Origin of the sequence: Micromonospora sp. WMMD1128 (genome assembly GCF_027497235.1) — a bacterium.
Lineage (GTDB): Bacteria > Actinomycetota > Actinomycetes > Mycobacteriales > Micromonosporaceae > Micromonospora.
On sequence record NZ_CP114902.1, the window covers coordinates 5016727 to 5033539 of the forward strand.

Genomic DNA, 16813 nt, shown 5'->3' on the forward strand with positions numbered 1-16813 from the left:
GAAAAACGTCACTCCTCGGCGAGCCGCCGGCCGGCGTCGCGGCAGGCGGCCAGCACCGCACGGGCGTACGCCGGGGTGGCGCCGGCCAGGCCGCACGCGGGCGTGACCACCACCTGCCCGGCCAACCGGCGGCGGGGAAAACCGAGCCGGTCCCAGACGCGGCGGACCCGATCCGCGACCTCGGCCGAGGTCGGTGCCCGACCGGACGCGGGCGGCAGCGTCGGCGCGGCGCCGGCCAGCAGCCCGAACCCGGCGTCGATCGCCTCGCCGAGCGGGTCCAGATCGGTGACGAGCGACAGGTCGAGGGCGACGCCGATCGCGCCGGCGGATCGGATCAGCTCCAGCGGCACGTCCGGCGCGCAGCAGTGCACGAGCGTGGAAACGCCGGCCGCGTCGAACACGCCGCGCAGCAGCGTCCGGGCCGTCTCCGCCTCCACCGGACGGTGGGTGCCGAAGCCGCTCTCGGTGGGCACCCGACCGGCCAGCACCGCCGGCAGGGACGGCTCGTCGAGCTGGAGCAGCACCGAGGCGCGGGGCAGCCGCCGGGCCACCGCCGCCACATGCCCCCGCAGTCCCTCACCGAGCGAGCCGGCGAGGTCCCGCACCGCGCCGGGGTCGCGCAGCACCCGACCACCGAGCGGCAGCTCCAGCGCGGCGGCCAGGGTGAACGGGCCGGCGGCCTGGATCTTGACCGGACCGGCGTACGCCTCGGCCTGCTCGGCGAGCTGGTCCAGGTCGCGTTCCATCAGGTCACGGGCGCGGCGCAGGTCCCGGCCGGGGCGCGGGGCGATCCGCCAGCGGGCCGCGTACAGCTCGACCGGGAGTTCGACGAGCAGGCCGCCGGCGCGGCCGACGAGGTCCGCCCCCGGCCCCCGGGCGGGCAGCTCCGGCAGGTGCGGCAGGTCGGGCAGCTCGCCGAGCACGATCCGCTGTGCCTCGGCGATGTCGGTGCCGGGCAGCGAACCGATTCCGGTCGCCGCCCCGGCCGGCCAGGGCCACTGCTGATCAGTCACCGCCGAAGCCTATCCACCGTGCCGTCCGCAGCGGTCGGCGCGGCGGTCAGCGGGCCGGAGGCACGGCACGGCGGCGCATCGTCAGGGGTGGGTGACGGATAGGCGCGTGATGCCTCATCAAGTGCCTACAAACTTGATGGCGTAAATGACTCGTCGTGATCAACCCAGGTCCGGGCAGGCGCTCGCCGTGGGAGTCCGATCGCCGTTCGTCGCGGTGACCCATCCACGTCATCAAGTTTCTAGGCGCCTGAAAGCGAGTCCCTCCGCCCGTGCCGCCACACCGGAAATTCGCACCCGGAAGATCGGCGCGGGTCCCGGTCCGGCAGCCGATACGCCGGCCGGAGCCACCTCCGGCCGGGCCCGCCCACCGGCGAGGCACCCACCAGCGGGACGCCATCCGGCGAGGGCCCGCTTTTCGGCAGTGCGCCCTCTGGCGGGAGCGTGGCCAGGGGTCCGTTCAGCGAGCGGCCGGTCCGGCCAGGGGCGCTGAGCATGGGACACCGTTCGCTGACGAGGCCGCTGGCGGACCGCCGCGCCCGTCGTCAGGCAGCGGCGATGGTGGCGGAGCCGAGGACCACGTCGCCGGCCGGGTCCGGCCGGTAGGCCACGATCGCCTGACCGGCGGCGACGCCGCGGAGCGGGCGGCGCAGCGCGGCGTGCAGCCCGTCGGCGTCCACCGAGACGGCGGCCGGCACCACGTCGCCATGCGCCCGCAACTGCACCTCGCACTCGATCGGCCCGTCGGGACGCGGCCCGCCGGTCCATACCGGACGGGTGGCCCGTACCGAGGAGACCTCCAGCGCCTCGGCCGGGCCGACCGTCACGGTGTTTGTCGTCGGCGTGATGGAGAGCACGTAGCGGGGCCGGCCGTCCGGCGCGGGGCGGTCCAGGCGCAGCCCGCGTCGCTGGCCGACGGTGTACTGGTAGGCGCCGCTGTGGTTGCCCACGACCGCGCCGGTGAGCGCGTCCACCACCTCGCCCGGGGCCTCGCCGAGCCGCTCGGCCAGGAAGCCGCGGGTGTCGCCGTCGGCGATGAAGCAGATGTCGTGCGAGTCCGGCTTGTCGGCCACGGCGAGGCCGCGCCGGGCGGCCTCCGCGCGCACCTCGGCCTTGGTCGAGTCGCCGAGCGGGAAGATCGACCGGTCGAGCTGCGCGCGGGTCAGCACCGCGAGGACGTACGACTGGTCCTTGGCCTCGTCGACGCTGCGCCGCAGCAGGCCGTCCGGGCCGAGCCGGGCGTGGTGACCGGTCACCACGGCGTCGAAACCCAGGGCTACGGCCCGGTCCAGCACCGCGGCGAACTTGATCTTCTCGTTGCAGCGCAGGCACGGGTTCGGGGTACGCCCGGCGGCGTACTCGGCGACGAAGTCGTCCACCACGTCGTCGTGGAACCGGTCGGCCATGTCCCACACGTAGAACGGGATGCCGAGCACGTCGGCGGCGCGCCGGGCGTCCCGGGAGTCCTCAAGCGTGCAGCAGCCCCGGGCGCCGGTGCGGTAGGTCTGCGGGTTGCGGGCCAGCGCCAGGTGCACCCCGGTCACGTCGTGCCCGGCCTCCACCGCACGTGCCGCCGCCACGGCCGAGTCCACCCCGCCCGACATCGCCGCCAGAACTCTCACCGGCCCACTCCCCTCGTCCTCACCGAGGGTATCCGGGTCAGCGGGGCGTGCGGAGGGCGGCCGCGCGGCGGGCCCGCTCCACGGCAGCCGGCAGCGCGGCGATGAGCGCGTCGACGTCCGCGCCGGTGCTCGTGTGCCCGAGCGTGAAGCGCAGCGACGAGCGGGCCCGGTCGTCGTCCGCGCCCATCGCCAACAGCACGTGCGACGGCTGGGCCACGCCGGCCGAGCAGGCCGACCCGGTCGAGCAGGCGATGCCCTGGGCGTCGAGGAGCAGCAGCAGCGCGTCCCCCTCGCAGCCGGGGAAGGAGAAGTGCGCGTTACCCGGGAGCCGGTCCGTCGGATCACCGTTGAAGATCACCTCGGGCACCGCCCGTCGGACCCGCTCGACCAGCTCGTCGCGGAGCGCGGCGATCCGGGCCGCGTACTCCTGCTGGCCCTTGACCGCGGTCTCGACGGCGACCGCGAACGCGACGATGCCGGCGGTGTCGAGCGTCCCGGAGCGGACGTCGCGCTCCTGGCCGCCGCCGTGCAGCAGCGGGGTGGCGGCGACGTCGCGGGCCAGCAGCAGCGCGCCCACGCCGGTCGGGCCGCCCAGCTTGTGCCCGGTCACGGTGAGCGCGGCGACCCCGCTCGCGGCGAAGTCGACGGGCACCTGACCGACCGCCTGGATCGCGTCGGTGTGGAACGGCACCCCGTGCTCGGCGGCGACCGCGGCCAGCTCGGCCACCGGCTGGACGGTACCGACCTCGTTGTTGGCCCACATCGCGGTGACAACCGCCACCCGGTCGCCGTGCGCGGCCAGCTCGGCGCGGAGCCGCTCCGGGTCGAGCCGACCGGCCGCGTCCACCGGCAGCCAGCCGACCTCCGCGCCCTCGCGCCCGACCAGCCAGTCCACCGAGTCCAGCACCGCGTGGTGCTCGACCGCGCTGGAGACCACCCGGATCCGCTCGGCCCGGGCGTCGCGACGGGCCCAGAAGATGCCCTTGACGGCGAGGTTGTCGCTCTCCGTGCCGCCACCCGTGAAGATCACCTCGGAGGGACGGGCGCCGAGCGCGGCGGCCACCCGCTCACGGGACTCCTCCACCCGTCGCCGGGCCCGGCGACCCGCCGCGTGCAGCGACGACGCGTTGCCCACCTCGCGGGCGGTGGCGACGTACGCCTCGAGTGCCTCGTCGAGCATCGGGGTCGTCGCCGCGTGATCCAGGTATGCCATCACCTGTCAGCCTAACGGCCGGCGCGCGGGCGGCCGGTGGCCGGACCGCCCGTCCCGCGCCGGGGTGGGACGGGCGGTCCGCCGCCTCATGCGGGAACGGCGGTGACCACGATGTTGTCGCGGTAGTGCCGGGTCTTCGGATCGAACGGCCCGCCGCAGGTGATCAACGTCAGGCGCGGGCTGCCGTCCCGGGCGAAGTAACGGTCCAGTGGGATCTTCGTCTTCGTGTACTCCTCCCGGGCCACCACCCGGTAGCGGCGGTCCCGGCCGTCCGAGCCGGTGGCGGTCAGGATGTCCCCCCGGTCCAGCTCGCGGAGCCGGAAGAACGCCCCCTTGCCCTGCTCGGCGCTGTCCACGTGCCCGGCGATCACCACCGAGCCGGCGTCCGCCTCCAGGCCCGGGCCGTGGCGGTACCAGCCGACCTGGTCCACGCTCGGCGGCACCTCGAACTCGTCGGTGCGCTCGTTGATGCCGACCGGGTCGACCGTGGCGGTGACCCCGATCGGCGGAATGCGCAGCCGTACCGGTGGCACGGCCTTCCCGCCCGCCGGCAACGTGCCCGCGTTCACCGGCACCGACGCGCCCCCCGTCGTGGTCGCCGTCGGCGTCGGGGCGGGCGTGCCGCTGGCGAGCGCCGCCGCCTCGTCGGCGCCGACGTCGTCGGCGGGCTGCGACCCGCAGGCCACCAGGGTCGCCACGGTGAGCGCGGCGGCGCCGGCGGCCATCGCCGCCAGCGCCCCGCGGTTGCGCACCGTCACCGGCGACCGGCCCGGGCGGTGGCCACCCGCGCCCCGCCGCCGACCAGGAGCAGTACGCCGGCGCCGGCAAGCACGTACCACCAGGTGTCCACGCCGGTGCCGGCCTGACCGCCGGTGCCGCTCGGGACGCCGCCCGGGGCCGAGTGCAGCCCGCTGATGGTCTGCGCGACCAGGTCCAGGTTCTTGTCGTCGGCGGAGCCGATCGCGTAGACGATGGTGGCGGTGCCCTCCTTGAGGTTCAGGTCGGCCGGGCCGATCGCGACGGTGTCGGTGCCGGCGAGCACCACGTCCGCCTCGACGGTGCCGGCGGTGACGTCGGCCTTGGCCTCCTTCGGGTTGGTCAGGCCCTCGAAGACCGGCTTGCCGCCGGCCCGCACGTCGACCGCCGGGGCGGCGGCGGTGTGCCGGACGATCAGCCGGGCCTTGCCGGCACCCACCTTGGACACGTCGTTGACGAACGGGGTGATCTGCGGCTTGCCGTCGGCGCTCAGGTGGGCGGCGAGGCTGATGTTCGCCCCACCCGGCACCGCGGCGTCGTCGACAGTGAGGATCGCCTTGTCGATCGCCTCGCCGGGCTTGGTCAGGGCGATGTCGTACTCCCCCTCGGGCAGGGTGAGCGGGCCGGCGACGTCGCCGGGCTTGAAGTTGTCGAGCGTCTTCTCGCCGTTGACGTAGACGTCGACCGGGGTGCCCGGGATGCCGTGGACCACGGAGACCTTGGACGAGGCGGCGTAGGCCGGGCTCATGGTGGCGGCCCCGACGCCGGCGAAGGTCAGGGCGGCCACCGCGCCGCCCGCGGCGACCCGACGGAACATGGCGAGCTGCATTTGTCTTCCTCCAGGTGGTTGATACTGATTCGTCAGGCCTGGTGTGCAAACGGGTTACGCCGGCCCGGACGCCACCGGATGCGCTCGCGATTTGTTTTCTTTTTCCGCCGTACGACGCATCCGTCCGGGTCCTCGGCGACGAAGGGGAGGTGACGAGGGTCGTGCCTGTCACACCGGCGGAGTGGAGCGAGGGCGGTGAGAGCTACAGTGCGGCATGCCCCACGAAAGGCGAGCCGCCCGATGACGGCGGGGAGGCAGGGCCCCGAGCCGCCGGGCGAGGACGATCTCGCGACGCGGTTCCGCGACGGCGACGAGGCCGCCCTGCGGGAGGCGTACGACAGGTACGGCCGAGCGGTGCTGCACCTGGCCACCACGACGCTCGCGAACCGGAGCGACGCCGAGGACGTGACCCAGGCGACGTTCGTGGCCGCCTGGCTCGGCCGGGCGACGTTCGATCCGGCCAAGGGTTCACTTGTCGGCTGGCTGCTCGGCATCGGGCGGCGCAAGGTGGTCGACCGGATCCGCGCCGCAGCCCGGGAGAACCGGGTGGTCGAGACGGTGAAGCAGTTGCCCGAGCCGGTGAACACCGGCCCCGACCCCGACACGGTGGTCGACCGGCTGGTGGTCGCCGACGAGTTGGCCCGGCTCCCCGACGAGCAGCGTCGGATGCTGGAGCTGGCGTTCTACGACGACCTGACCCACCAGCAGATCGCGACCGTGACCGGAGTGCCGCTCGGCACGGTCAAGAGCCATATCCGGCGTGGCATGCAGAGCCTGAAGCGCAGATGGGAGGTGGACGGTGCAGCACCTGGACCACGACCGGCTGGTCTTTCTGGCGCTCGGTGAGAGCGAGGCGGTGGACGGTGAGGCCACCCATCTCGGCGCCTGCGGGCACTGCCGGGGCGAGCTGGACACGCTCCGGCACGTCGCCGGCCTCGGCGCCGGCACCCAGGGTCTGGCCGACCTGCCCGACCCGCCGGCGCACCTCTGGGCGGACATCGTCGCGGAGGTCCGGGCCGCCGAGGAGTTGCCCGCGCTGAGCGATCGGCGTGCACCGCGCTCTGGCGACCCGGACGGGCCGGCGGCCACCACCACCCGTCCGCGCCGAGGTCGGTGGCCCCGGTGGGCGACCACCGCGGTCACCGCCACCGCCGCCGCGGTGATCGGGATTGCGGGCACCGCCTTGGTGCTCGGCACCGACACGGATGAGCCGGCGCCGCAGCCGACGGTGCTCGCGAGCGCGCCGCTTTCCGCGTTCGGCGCGACGCCGAAGGACGCCGCCGGCGACGCCCGGGTGCTCGGTGACAACCGGTTGCATCTGCATGTCGCGAATCTCCCCACCGTTCCGGGGTACTACGAGGTCTGGCTGATCGATCCGAAGACGATGGAGATGCTTTCGGTGGGTACGCTGAGCAACGGTTCGGGGGACGCGCTGCTGCCGATCCCCTCGAACGTGGACCTGCGCACCTACTCGGTGGTCGACATCAGCGCCGAGCAGTACGACAACAACGCCCGCCACTCCGGCGACAGTTTGCTGAGGGGCACCCTGACGGGCTGATCGGCGGGCCGGCTCAGCTCCCCGGCCCGCCGATCAGCTCCCCACGTGGGAGAAGGCCGCCGCCCGGTGACCCGGGCGGCGGCCTTCGTTTCGTGACCGGAGGGTCACTTACGCTTGCGGATCTCCTCGGCGGCCTGCGGGACGACCTTGAACAGGTCACCGACCACGCCGTAGTCGGCCAGCTCGAAGATCGGCGCCTCACCGTCCTTGTTCACCGCGACGATGGTCTTCGAGGTCTGCATGCCGGCCCGGTGCTGGATCGCGCCGGAGATGCCCAGGGCGACGTAGAGCTGCGGAGACACGGTCTTGCCGGTCTGGCCGACCTGGAACTGGTGCGGGTAGAAGCCGGAGTCGACCGCCGCGCGGGACGCGCCGACCGCGCCGCCGAGCAGGTCGGCCATCTCCTCGACCAGCTTGAAGTTGTCCGCGTTGCCGACGCCGCGACCGCCGGATACGACGATCGACGCCTCGGTCAACTCGGGGCGGGAGCCCTTCTGCTCGGCGACCCGCTCGACGACCGTGGCCAGCTTGTCCGCGTCGGTGACCGACACGGTGAGCTGCTCGACGGCCGGGGTGGCCGCGGCCGGGGTCGGGTTGAGCGAGTTCGGCCGGACGGTGACCAGCGGCAGACCCTTGGTGACCTTGGACTTGACGATGGTGGAACCGGCGAACGCGACCTGGGTGGCGGTGCCGTCCGCGTCGAGGGCGACCACGTCGGTCAGGATGCCGTTGTCCAACTTGACCGCCAGACGGGCGGCGATCTCCTTGCCCTCCTGCGAGGAGGCGAGCAGCACGGCGGCCGGCTGCACCCGCTTGACCAACTCGGCGACCACGGTGGCCTTCGGGGCCACCAGGAAGCCGTCGATCTCCTCGCCCTCGGCGGCGTAGATCTTCTCCGCGCCGTACTCGCCCAGCTTGGCGCTCAGCGCCTCGGCGGCGCCGGCCCCGCCGAGCACGACCGCGCTCGGGGCGCCCAGCTCGCGGGCGAGGGTGAGCATCTCCAGGGTGACCTTCTTGACGCCGAACTCCCGGGTGGCTTCGACGACGACGAGAACCTCAGACATGTCCAGACCTCTCACACGAACTTCTCGGTGGCGAGGAACTCGACCAGCTTGACGCCGCCCTCGCCCTCGTCGGTGATCTTCTCGCCGCCGGAGCGCGGCGGACGCTTGGTGTGCTCCAGCACCGCGCTCGTGGCGCCGTCGAGGCCCACCTCGGTCGGGGCCACGCCCAGGTCGCCGAGGGAGAGCGACTGCACCGGCTTCTTCTTCGCGGCCATGATGCCCTTGAAGGAGGGGTAGCGCGGCTCGTTGATGGTGTCCCAGACCGAGACCACGGCCGGCGTCGAGGCGGTGACCACCTCGTAGCCCTCCTCGGTCTGCCGTTCGGCGGTCAGGGTGGACCCGTCGACGGTGAGCTTGCGCGCGCCGGTCAGCGCGGCCACACCCAGCCGCTCGGCGATCATGTGCGGCATGACCTGCACCCGACCGTCGGTGGACTCGGCGCCGCAGATGACCAGGTCGGCGTTGAGCTGCCCGAGGGCGGCGGCGAGCACCTTCGAGGTGGCCACCGCGCAGGAGCCGTGCAGCGCGTCGTCGACGACGTGGACGGCCTTGTCCGGCCCCATGGACAGCGCCTTGCGGATCGACTCGGTCGCCCGGTCCGGACCCATGGTCAGGATGGTGACCTCACCGCCGTGCGCTTCCTTGATCTTCAACGCCTCTTCGATGGCGTACTCGTCCATCTCGTTGATGACGTTGTTCGCCGAGCCGCGGTCGACGGTGTTGTCGTCAGGACGCAGGTTGCGGTCCGCGCCCGAGTCGGGCACCTGCTTGACGAGTACGACGATGTTCATCGCGCTTCGACGACCCTCCTGTTTAGGTGTAGCGATCACTCGCCCGGTCACGGGCGCAGCCTCCCGCGTTACTTAACGATCGGTCAACCACGGGCTGCTGTGCGGTTGCCCACGGGCCGATGTTACCCGCAAGTAGGTTCGCCTCGCCGGACCCTCGGAGTGACGCGACTCACCGTAACCCGGCCGCCGTCACGCCGCTTCGGCCAGGGCCGTCCGGATCTTGTCGATCGCCGCCGCCTCGGCCGGTTCGACCCCCCGGTGCGCCTGCGCCACCCGGCCCGCCGCCGCCAGCACCACCGACCGGTACGCCTCGACGTCCCCCGGCGACTTGGCCCGCAGGATCTCCACCGCCCGGCCCAGCGCGGGCAGGACCACCGCCTCGATCTCCAGCTCGGAGTCGCGGGGCAACTGCGGCAGCGGGCCGGTGGTGAGCGCCTCCTTGACCACGCCGCTCACGTCGGCGAGCGCGCCGGACGCGGCGATGCTCTCCCGCACCATGCCCAGCACCCCCGGCACCGCGTTGGAGACCAGGAAGACCGCCCCGAACGCACCGGTCTTGAGGGTGAGCTGCTCGTCCGCCGTCAACCGGTCCATGATCACGGAGTGTAGACGTACGGCGTGGTGGTGGTGACCGCAACGAGACCGAGCCGCTCCAGGATGGGCCGGCTCTCCGGTGAGCAGTCCACCTGCACCAGCGTCCGGCCGCGCTGCTGCGCCAGCCGCGCCCGGTAGGCCACGAGCGCCCGGTAGATGCCCTTCTTCCGCCACCGCGGCAGCGTCGAGCCGCCCCAGAGGCTGACGAAACCGGTGTCCCCCTCGTAGCGGACCCAGCCGGCGCTGACCACCGTCTCCCCCGCCTCCGCCACCACGACCGTGATCGACTGCGGATCGGCCTCGATCTCCCGGGCCAGGCCGGTCACCAGGTGACTACGGTCCTCGTGCCACACCTCCTCCTCCATGGCGGCGATCCGCTCCAGGTCGGCCCGGCCGGTGACCTCACGCAGGCGTACCCCCTCGGGGAGCACCGGGACGGCGGCGGCCAGCGGTGCCACCGGGCCGACCACGACGGTCTCCTCGTCCTCCGGGACGAAGCCGGCGGCGCGCAACCGGTCGCCCAAGTCGGCCGGCTCGTCGTGGCCGGCGAGCTTCCACTCGACCGCCTCGCCCCGGGCCCGGAAGAATTCGACCTGCCGGGCGATGAGCGCGTCCACCTCGGCGCCGGCCAGCCCGTCGAGCGTCCGGTAGGTGAGGAAGCCCCGCTGGTCCAGGCCGAGGACGCGGAACAGCGGGCCGTCCCGCTCGATGGTCACCCCGGCGGGCACCGGGTTCGGCAGCTCCGGGCGGATCCGGCTGTCGTACGTTTCACGCAGCACGCGCGCGTCAAGATCGGTCACCCGTCCAGGCTAGGCCGGGGGCAAAGCGGATAATCGGCGTCGTGTGGGAGTCGATCAGGCGCTGGTTCGACCCGCGGGAGCTGCGCTCGGTCGGCACCCCGCCGGACTACCGCTTCTCGCTGGCGAACGAACGGACGTTCCTGGCCTGGCTGCGTACCGGGCTGGCGCTTGTCGCGGGCGGGTTGGCCGCCGCGCAGTTCCTGCCCCCGTTGCCCCTGGCCCACCTGCGCGAGGCGCTCGCCGTCGGGCTGCTGCTGCTCGGCGCGACCGTGTCGATCCGGGCGGTGGACCACTGGGCCCGCACCGAACGCGCCATCCGGCTCGGCGAGGAGCTGCCGGCGTCCCGCTTCCCGGCCGTGTTGGCGCTGATCGTCGCGGTCGGCGCGCTGCTGCTGGTCGCGGCCGTCCTGCTGCGCGGACCGGGCGGCACGACGTGACCGCCGGTGGCCCCGGCCTCCAGCCGGAACGCACCCGGCTGGCCTGGCGGCGCACCCTGCTCACCCTGACCGCGGTGCTGCTGCTCCAGCTCCGGCCGGCGTTCACCGGCCGCGTCGTCGACGCGGTGCTGGCCGGGGCCGCGGTCGTGATCTGGCTGGCCGTGCTGGCGGCCGACTGGTGGCGGGCCACCGGGTCCGGCCCGCGTCGTCTCGCGCGCCTGTCGATGCCGCTGACCGCGCTCGGCGCGGTCGGGCTGGCCCTGCTCGGCGTGGCGCACGTGCTCGGCAGGGTGCACTGACCACTTCCGGTGCGCCATCATGGGGCATGGCCCGCCTCTACGTACTGCTCTTCCTGGCCCAGGTCGTGCTCGCCGCCGGCGCGCTGATCAGCTGCCTCTCCGCCGAGGACGGGCAGGTCAAGGCGCTGCCCCGGTTGGTCTGGGTGTTTGTCATCCTCTTCTTCCCGATCGTCGGCTCGATCGCCTGGTTCGTGGCCGGCCGCGAGCGCCCGACCGGGCCGGCCGGCTCCGCGTCCGGTGGGTCCGCCGCACCGGCCCGCCGCCCGCTCGCGCCGGACGACGACCCGGACTTCCTCGCCTCGCTCGACAAGCGCTCCCGCGACGACGACCAGGAGCGCCTCCGGCGCTGGGAGGAGGACCTGCGCCGCCGTGAGGAGGAGCTGCGCCGCCCGGACGACCGGGACCGCCCCGAGGTCTGAGCGCCGCGAAGCCGCCGCCGGTCACCCGGTCGGCGGCCCGGCGGCGTCGCGGTCAGGCCAGGTTCGACGAGCGGGGGTACGCGTCGGCCGGGTCGGTCAGCACGTTGACCAGATAGGGCACGCCCGAGTCGAAGGCGCGGCCCAGCGCCGGCCCGAGATCGGCGGCCTTCTCCACCGTCTCGCCCGCGCCGCCGAGCGCCTCGACCACCCTGTCGTAGCGCAGCCCGGGCTGAAGGTCGGCGGCGACGTCGTAGCCGTACATGGCGCGCATCGGGTGCTTCTCCAGCCCCCAGATGCCGTTGTTGCCGACCACGATCACCACCGGCAGCTTCTGCCGGGCCAGCGACTCCACGTCCATCAGCGAGAACCCGGCCGCGCCGTCGCCCATCAGCACGCAGATCTGCCGGTCCGGGTGGCTGACCCGGGCGCCCATCGCGTAGCCCATGCCGGTGCCGAGGCAGCCGTACGGGCCGGGGTCGAGCCAGGTGCCGGGCTGGGCGGGCTCCAGGTACTTTCCGGCGTACGAGACGAAGTCGCCGCCGTCGCCGATGGTGACGGCGTCCGGGGCGAGCACCTTGCGCAGCTCGCCGTAAATCCGGGCCGGCCGGATCGGGTCGGTCTCGGCGCCCATCTCCTCGGCGTCGCGGGCCTTCGCCGCGTCCTCGGCGGTGCGCAGCTCGGCGATCCAGTCGGCGTGGTCGACCCGGTCGCCGGGGTGCTCGGCGAACGCGCCGAGGATCAGTCTCAGGTCGCCGGCGGGCGCGGCGGCCGGCTGTACGTGCCCGGCGCGCTGGCTGGGCGCGTCCACCACGTGCACGACCTTGGCGTCGCCGAAGTCGCCGAAGGAGAGCCGGAAGTCGAGCGGCGTGCCGATCACCACGACCACGTCGGCGCCCTTCAGCGCGACCCGGCGGGCCTTGGCGAAGGCGAGCGGGTGCGTCGGGGGCAGCGCGCCCCGGCCCATCCCGTTGGTGAACACCGGCACCCGCAGTGCCTCGGCGGCGGCGCGCAGGGCCTCGACGGCGTCACCGGCGTACACGTCGGAGCCGGCGATGATCACCGGCCGGGACGCGCCGGCGATCAGGGCGGCGGCCTTCGCGACCTCGTCCGGGTCGGGCTCGATCGGTGCCGGCGGGGCGACCGCCGGCAGGTCGGCGTCGCCGACGGAGAAGACCGCTTCGAGGGGGAAGTCCAGGAAGACCGGGCCGCGGTGCGGGGTGAGCGCGGTGGTGAGCGCCGCGGAGACCGCCCGTGGGATGTCGTCGGCGCTGAACACCGTCTCGGCGTGCTTGGTGACCGGGGCGACGAGCGGGAGGTGGTCCATCTCCTGGAGGCTGCCGGCGCCCCAGCGGAACTGCGGGGCCCGCCCGCCCAGCACCAGCACCGGCGAGGCGTTGAAGAACGCGCTGGTCAGCCCGGAGACGCCGTTGGTGACGCCGGGGCCGGCGGTGAGCACGGCCAGGCCGGGGCGGCGCTGGAGCTTGGCCACCGCCTCGGCGGCGAAGACGGCGGTCTGCTCGTGCCGCACGTCGTAGAGCGGAAAACCGGCGGAGTGCGCGGCGTCGTAGAGCGGGAAGACGTGCCCGCCGGAGAGCGTGAACATCTCCCGTACGCCGTGCGCCCGCAGCGCCGCGAGCGCCAGCACGCCGCCGTGCCCCTCGACCCGTTCCGTCATGCCACTCCCCTTCGTCGCGCGACCGGAGTCACACGCTACTGGCCGGTAGGCCAGATGTGAACAGCCCTCGCGTCAGCGGCCGGTGAAGTCGGGCTTGCGCTTCGCCACGAACGCGGCCATGCCCTCCCGCCGGTCGTCGGTGGCGAACAGCGCCGCGAAGAGCTGGCTCTCCCAGGCCAGGCCGGAGGTGAGATCCATGTCCAGACCACCGTCGACCGCCGCCTTCGCCGCCCGCAGCGCCTGCACCGGCCCGGTCAGGAACGGCTGCACGTACGCGAGCGCGGCGTCGTAGACCTCGGCGGCCGGCACCACCCGGTCGGCCAGGCCGATGCGCAGCGCCTCCTCGGCGTCGACCATCCGCCCGGTCATCACCAGGTCCTTGGCGCGGGCCGGGCCGACCAGCCGGGCCAGCCGCTGCGTGCCGCCGGCGCCCGGGATGATGCCCAGCTTGATCTCCGGCTGGCCGAGCTTGGCGTCGGTGGCCACGATCCGCCAGTCGCAGGCGAGCGCCAGCTCGCACCCGCCGCCGAGCGCGTACCCGGTGATCGCGGCGACGACCGGCTTGGGAATCCGGGCGATCGCGCCCAACGCGCTGGACAGGTCGGCGGCCCGCTCCGCCATGTCCACGTAGGACATGTCGGCCATCTCCTTGATGTCCGCGCCGGCCGCGAAGACCTTCTCGCCGCCGTACACGATGACCGCGCGGACCCCGGCGTCGGCGGTGGCCGCCGTCGCGGCGGCGCGCAACTCCTCCTGCACCTGGGTGTTGAGCGCGTTCATCGGCGGCCGATCCAGCCGGATCGTGCCGACGCCGTCCTTCACTTCCAGCCTGACGAACTCGCCCACGGTGCCCTCACTTCCTCGTCGAAGTCGCGTGCCAACCTTACGACCCGCGTCGTTGGGGTAGATATCGCGGTGGGAGAGCCGACCCGGGGAGTACGCATGATCACTTACTACGACGACCGGTCGGTCCGGGTCACCTCCACCGCGCTGCGGGTCGACGACCGCAGCTACCCGCTGGCCGAGCTGACCACGGTGTGGCACCGGCGGGGTGACCGCTCCTGGCGGGTGCTCGCCGGCCGGGGCGCGATCGGCGCGGCGCTGGCCGGGCCGCTGGTGGCCGCCGTGCTGGGCGTCGCGCTCGCCGTCTGGCTGCACCGGTCGCTCACCGTCACCATCGCCGTCGTCGGCGCCTCCGTGCTGGTCGGCCTCGCAGTCGGGCCCCTCGCCGACGTGCTCTTCGAACACCTGGACCGCTCGTACGTGCGGGGCAGCCGGGAGATGGAGATGTGGGCGACCTGGCAGGGCCGTCAGGTGCGGCTGCTGCACACCCGCGACGCGCTGCGCTTCGGCCAGATCTACCGGGCGGTGCAGCGGGCCATGGAGCGCGTGCCCGCCGCTCCCGCTCAAAACGTGATCGGCTCGTCCGGCAGCAGACCGAGCCCGCGCAGCAGGCCGTAGGTGTCCTGCTCGCCCCAGAACTGCACGATCCGGCCGCCGGCAAGCCGGTACATCTTGCAGGCGCTCTGCACCGTGGTCGCCCCGGTCGCGTCCCGTCGGTAGGTCTGCGCCAGCGAGACCACCACCCGGTCCTCGGCCGCGAAGATCTCCACGATCTCCTGGTCGAGCACGGTCAGGCCGGGCGAGGAGACGGCGGCCTCGGGGTAGCGACGGCCGCGTACCGCCGTGCCGGAGCCGTAGATCTCCACGTCCTCGTCGACCACCTCGGCCAATTCGGTGAGATCCTTCGTGACGAAGGTACGCAGGTAGCGCCGGACCACCTCGACGTTGCGCGCCTCCTGATCGGTCATACCCCTCACGCTAGCGATTCGCGCTTCCGTCAGTCGCGGGCCACCGGTCGGAGATGCCCGCGCGCTCCCTGTCGAGCTGATGCCACGAGCGACTCACCGCCCCTACCGATCCTCTTGATCCACTCCACTTCGCCGAGGTGGCGTGAACGAACGCGCTTCGATGCCGCCACTTCGCCGGAATGGAGTCGATCAGGTGGAACACGCAGCGGCACGGGTGGCGCGCGGGTGGTTAGGCTGATTCATGACCCTCTATTACCGGGACGACGCGGTACAGGTCACCTCGCAGTCCATCCACGCCGGCGGACAGGTCGTCCCGCTCGCCGACGTCACGTACGTCTGGCACGCCCGGGGACGGACCACGGCGGCGGTCCGGGGCCGGGTGCTGGGCCGGGGCGTGCTGGTCCTGCTGCTGTCGCTGCCGCCGCTTGTGGCGCTCGTCTGCGTGCTCTCGCTGGCCTGGGCGGCGCAGGACCGGGGCAACTGGAAGCTGGCCCTGATCATCCTGGCCGCGTTCGTGGTGGTCGGGCTGGCGCTCACCCCGTTCCTGGAGGTGCCGCTCGGGTGGCTGGACCGGTCCTACGAGCGCGGCAACCGGGTGCACGAGCTGTGGGTGCAGGTACACGGGCGGGAGACGATGCTGGTCCGCACGCCCGACGCGCTACGGTTCGGGCAGATCTACCGGGCCGTGCAACGCGCCGTCGAACAGCAGGGGGACCGTCGATGACCCACCGCCGAGGCGAGGCCGTCGCGCTCGCCGGGCTACTCGCCACCGCGGGCGTCACCCACGTCATCCGTCCCGGCTTCTACGACCCGATCGTGCCGCGCGCCCTGCCCGGGCCAGCCCGCTTCTGGACGTACGCCTCCGGCGTCGCCGAGCTGGCCGTGGCGGCGGCGGTGGCGCACCCGGCGACCCGACGACGTGGCGGCCTGGCCGCGGCGGCGTTGTTCGTCGCGGTGCTGCCGGCCAACGCGCAGATGGCCTGGGACTGGCGTCGGCGTCGACCGGTGAAACGGGCGATCGCCTACGGGCGGGTGCCGATGCAGGCGCCGCTGATCTGGTGGGCGCTGCGGGTGGCCCGGCCCGCGCGCTGACCCTGGCCGGGCCGCGCCGCCGGGCACGGGTGGCCGGCGCGACGCACACTTGTCGGCATGGCGATCCCACTTCCCCGGCCCGGCGCCGTCGTCGGCCTCACCCGTTCCGCGCTGGACCAGGCCCTCGGTTCGGCCGCCGCGTTCGCCGCCGTGCCCGCCCGCGCCTTCGCCGTGCTCGACGAGGTGGAGGCGCTGGTCCGGCGGATCGACGGGGTGGTCGACCGGATCGAGGGCACGCTCGACCGCACCGACCGGGTGCTCACCGACGCGGAGACCGCGGTGCGCGAGGTGGGCGTGATCAGCGCCGCCGCCACCACCGCGATCGACACCGCGACCGAGGTGGCCGCCGCGGCGGCGGTCGTGGTGGGCGAGGCGGAGCGGGTCTCCGCAGCCGCGGCCACGGTGGTCGGCGAGGCCGATCGGGTGGCGCGGGCGGCGGCCGGCGTGGTGGCCGAGGCGGACACGGTGGCGACCCGGGCCGCGGGCACGGTGGCCACCGCCGACGCGGCGGCCGGCACCGCGAGCGAGCTGCTGGCGGCGTACGAGGCGACGCTGCGCCGGGCCGCGCCGATGGCGGCCCGCTTCGTCGAGCAGCTCAGCCCGGAGGAGGTGACCGCGGCGATCCGCCTCGTCGACGAGTTGCCGAAGTTGAAGGAGCACCTGACCTCGGACGTGCTGCCGATCCTGGCCACCCTGGACCGGGTGGGCCCGGACCTGCACGACCTGCTGGACGTCACCCGTGATCTCAAGCTCGCGGTGGCGGGCATCCCCGGCCTCGGCATGCTGCGCCGCCGCGGCGAACGCGCCGAGGGTTAAGGCGGGGGCCCCGCTTAACGCATTCGG

General features: G+C 73.7%; 21 protein-coding genes. 9 read left to right on the top strand and 12 right to left on the bottom strand.

Features of this window, described 5'->3' with window-relative positions:
* Window positions 1-8: 8 nt before the first annotated feature.
* From O7602_RS22295 to O7602_RS22315, 5 genes are all read right to left on the bottom strand, one after another.
* On the bottom strand, window positions 9-1013 hold the full coding sequence (locus O7602_RS22295) for a methionine synthase (protein ID WP_281584561.1): 1005 nt from the start codon (window positions 1011-1013) through the stop codon (window positions 9-11).
* Between the two features lie 542 nt (window positions 1014-1555).
* Window positions 1556-2632 carry a tRNA 2-thiouridine(34) synthase MnmA gene (gene mnmA / locus O7602_RS22300; RefSeq protein ID WP_281584562.1) on the bottom strand — a complete coding sequence of 359 codons (1077 nt, stop codon included), beginning with the start codon at window positions 2630-2632 and terminating at the stop codon, window positions 1556-1558.
* Between the two features lie 37 nt (window positions 2633-2669).
* Window positions 2670-3845, bottom strand: coding sequence for a cysteine desulfurase family protein (locus O7602_RS22305; RefSeq protein WP_281584563.1), 1176 nt, complete (start codon window positions 3843-3845; stop codon window positions 2670-2672).
* A gap of 86 nt (window positions 3846-3931) precedes the next feature.
* Window positions 3932-4603 (bottom strand): class F sortase, encoded by a 672-nt coding sequence (locus O7602_RS22310; RefSeq protein ID WP_281584564.1) that lies wholly within the window; start codon window positions 4601-4603, stop codon window positions 3932-3934.
* Complete coding sequence (locus tag O7602_RS22315) at window positions 4600-5430, bottom strand: DUF4397 domain-containing protein (RefSeq protein ID WP_281584565.1); 831 nt, start codon at window positions 5428-5430, stop codon at window positions 4600-4602. The genes O7602_RS22310 and O7602_RS22315 overlap by 4 nt, the downstream gene beginning before the upstream one ends.
* Window positions 5431-5670: 240 nt before the next feature.
* On the opposite strand from O7602_RS22315, the gene O7602_RS22320 reads away from it, so the two are divergent.
* Both O7602_RS22320 and O7602_RS22325 read left to right on the top strand, forming a co-directional pair.
* A complete protein-coding gene (locus O7602_RS22320; protein WP_281584566.1) occupies window positions 5671-6276 on the top strand; it encodes a sigma-70 family RNA polymerase sigma factor in 606 nt (201 codons plus the stop codon).
* Window positions 6230-6988, top strand: a complete 759-nt coding sequence (locus O7602_RS22325; protein WP_281584567.1) for an anti-sigma factor — start codon at window positions 6230-6232, stop codon at window positions 6986-6988. The genes O7602_RS22320 and O7602_RS22325 overlap by 47 nt, the downstream gene beginning before the upstream one ends.
* A gap of 104 nt (window positions 6989-7092) precedes the next feature.
* On the opposite strand, the gene O7602_RS22330 is transcribed toward O7602_RS22325, so the two are convergent.
* The 4 genes from O7602_RS22330 to O7602_RS22345 all read right to left on the bottom strand — a co-directional run bounded on the left by O7602_RS22330 (window position 7093) and on the right by O7602_RS22345 (window position 10237).
* Window positions 7093-8052, bottom strand: a complete 960-nt coding sequence (locus O7602_RS22330) for an electron transfer flavoprotein subunit alpha/FixB family protein (RefSeq protein ID WP_281584568.1) — start codon at window positions 8050-8052, stop codon at window positions 7093-7095.
* An 11-nt stretch (window positions 8053-8063) separates the two neighbouring features.
* Entirely contained in the window at window positions 8064-8843 is a 780-nt protein-coding gene (locus O7602_RS22335; RefSeq protein WP_281584569.1) for an electron transfer flavoprotein subunit beta/FixA family protein, read from the bottom strand.
* Between the two features lie 189 nt (window positions 8844-9032).
* Window positions 9033-9437, bottom strand: a complete 405-nt coding sequence (locus O7602_RS22340) for a hypothetical protein (protein WP_281584570.1) — start codon at window positions 9435-9437, stop codon at window positions 9033-9035.
* Window positions 9438-9439: 2 nt separating this feature from the next.
* Window positions 9440-10237, bottom strand: a complete 798-nt coding sequence (locus tag O7602_RS22345; protein WP_281584571.1) for a GNAT family N-acetyltransferase — start codon at window positions 10235-10237, stop codon at window positions 9440-9442.
* 41 nt (window positions 10238-10278) lie between these two features.
* Between O7602_RS22345 and O7602_RS22350 the strand changes: the two genes are divergently transcribed.
* The 3 genes from O7602_RS22350 to O7602_RS22360 are packed head-to-tail and all read left to right on the top strand — an operon-like array spanning window position 10279 to window position 11392.
* Complete coding sequence (locus O7602_RS22350) at window positions 10279-10674, top strand: DUF202 domain-containing protein (RefSeq protein WP_281584572.1); 396 nt, start codon at window positions 10279-10281, stop codon at window positions 10672-10674.
* Window positions 10671-10973: a DUF202 domain-containing protein gene (locus O7602_RS22355; RefSeq protein ID WP_281584573.1), complete on the top strand. Its 303-nt coding sequence runs from the start codon at window positions 10671-10673 to the stop codon at window positions 10971-10973. Before O7602_RS22350 ends, O7602_RS22355 begins: the two co-directional genes overlap by 4 nt.
* Before the next feature lie 26 nt (window positions 10974-10999).
* Window positions 11000-11392 carry a PLD nuclease N-terminal domain-containing protein gene (locus tag O7602_RS22360; RefSeq protein WP_281584574.1) on the top strand — a complete coding sequence of 131 codons (393 nt, stop codon included), beginning with the start codon at window positions 11000-11002 and terminating at the stop codon, window positions 11390-11392.
* A gap of 52 nt (window positions 11393-11444) precedes the next feature.
* Here O7602_RS22360 and O7602_RS22365 read toward each other — a convergent pair whose 3' ends face one another.
* Window positions 11445-13067, bottom strand: a complete 1623-nt coding sequence (locus tag O7602_RS22365) for an acetolactate synthase (RefSeq protein WP_281584575.1) — start codon at window positions 13065-13067, stop codon at window positions 11445-11447.
* Window positions 13068-13139: 72 nt separating this feature from the next.
* Window positions 13140-13913, bottom strand: a complete 774-nt coding sequence (locus O7602_RS22370) for an enoyl-CoA hydratase-related protein (RefSeq protein ID WP_281584576.1) — start codon at window positions 13911-13913, stop codon at window positions 13140-13142.
* A gap of 96 nt (window positions 13914-14009) precedes the next feature.
* On the opposite strand from O7602_RS22370, the gene O7602_RS22375 reads away from it, so the two are divergent.
* Window positions 14010-14528, top strand: coding sequence for a DUF6232 family protein (locus O7602_RS22375; protein WP_281584577.1), 519 nt, complete (start codon window positions 14010-14012; stop codon window positions 14526-14528).
* Here the strand turns inward: O7602_RS22375 and O7602_RS22380 are convergent.
* Window positions 14474-14878, bottom strand: a complete 405-nt coding sequence (locus tag O7602_RS22380; RefSeq protein ID WP_281584578.1) for a nuclear transport factor 2 family protein — start codon at window positions 14876-14878, stop codon at window positions 14474-14476. The genes O7602_RS22375 and O7602_RS22380 overlap by 55 nt on opposite strands.
* 241 nt (window positions 14879-15119) lie before the next feature.
* On the opposite strand from O7602_RS22380, the gene O7602_RS22385 reads away from it, so the two are divergent.
* The 3 genes from O7602_RS22385 to O7602_RS22395 are packed head-to-tail and all read left to right on the top strand — an operon-like array spanning window position 15120 to window position 16786.
* Entirely contained in the window at window positions 15120-15602 is a 483-nt protein-coding gene (locus O7602_RS22385) for a DUF6232 family protein (RefSeq protein WP_281584579.1), read from the top strand.
* Window positions 15599-15970: a hypothetical protein gene (locus tag O7602_RS22390; RefSeq protein WP_281584580.1), complete on the top strand. Its 372-nt coding sequence runs from the start codon at window positions 15599-15601 to the stop codon at window positions 15968-15970. The genes O7602_RS22385 and O7602_RS22390 overlap by 4 nt, the downstream gene beginning before the upstream one ends.
* A gap of 57 nt (window positions 15971-16027) precedes the next feature.
* Complete coding sequence (locus O7602_RS22395) at window positions 16028-16786, top strand: hypothetical protein (RefSeq protein WP_281584581.1); 759 nt, start codon at window positions 16028-16030, stop codon at window positions 16784-16786.
* Window positions 16787-16813: the final 27 nt, after the last annotated feature.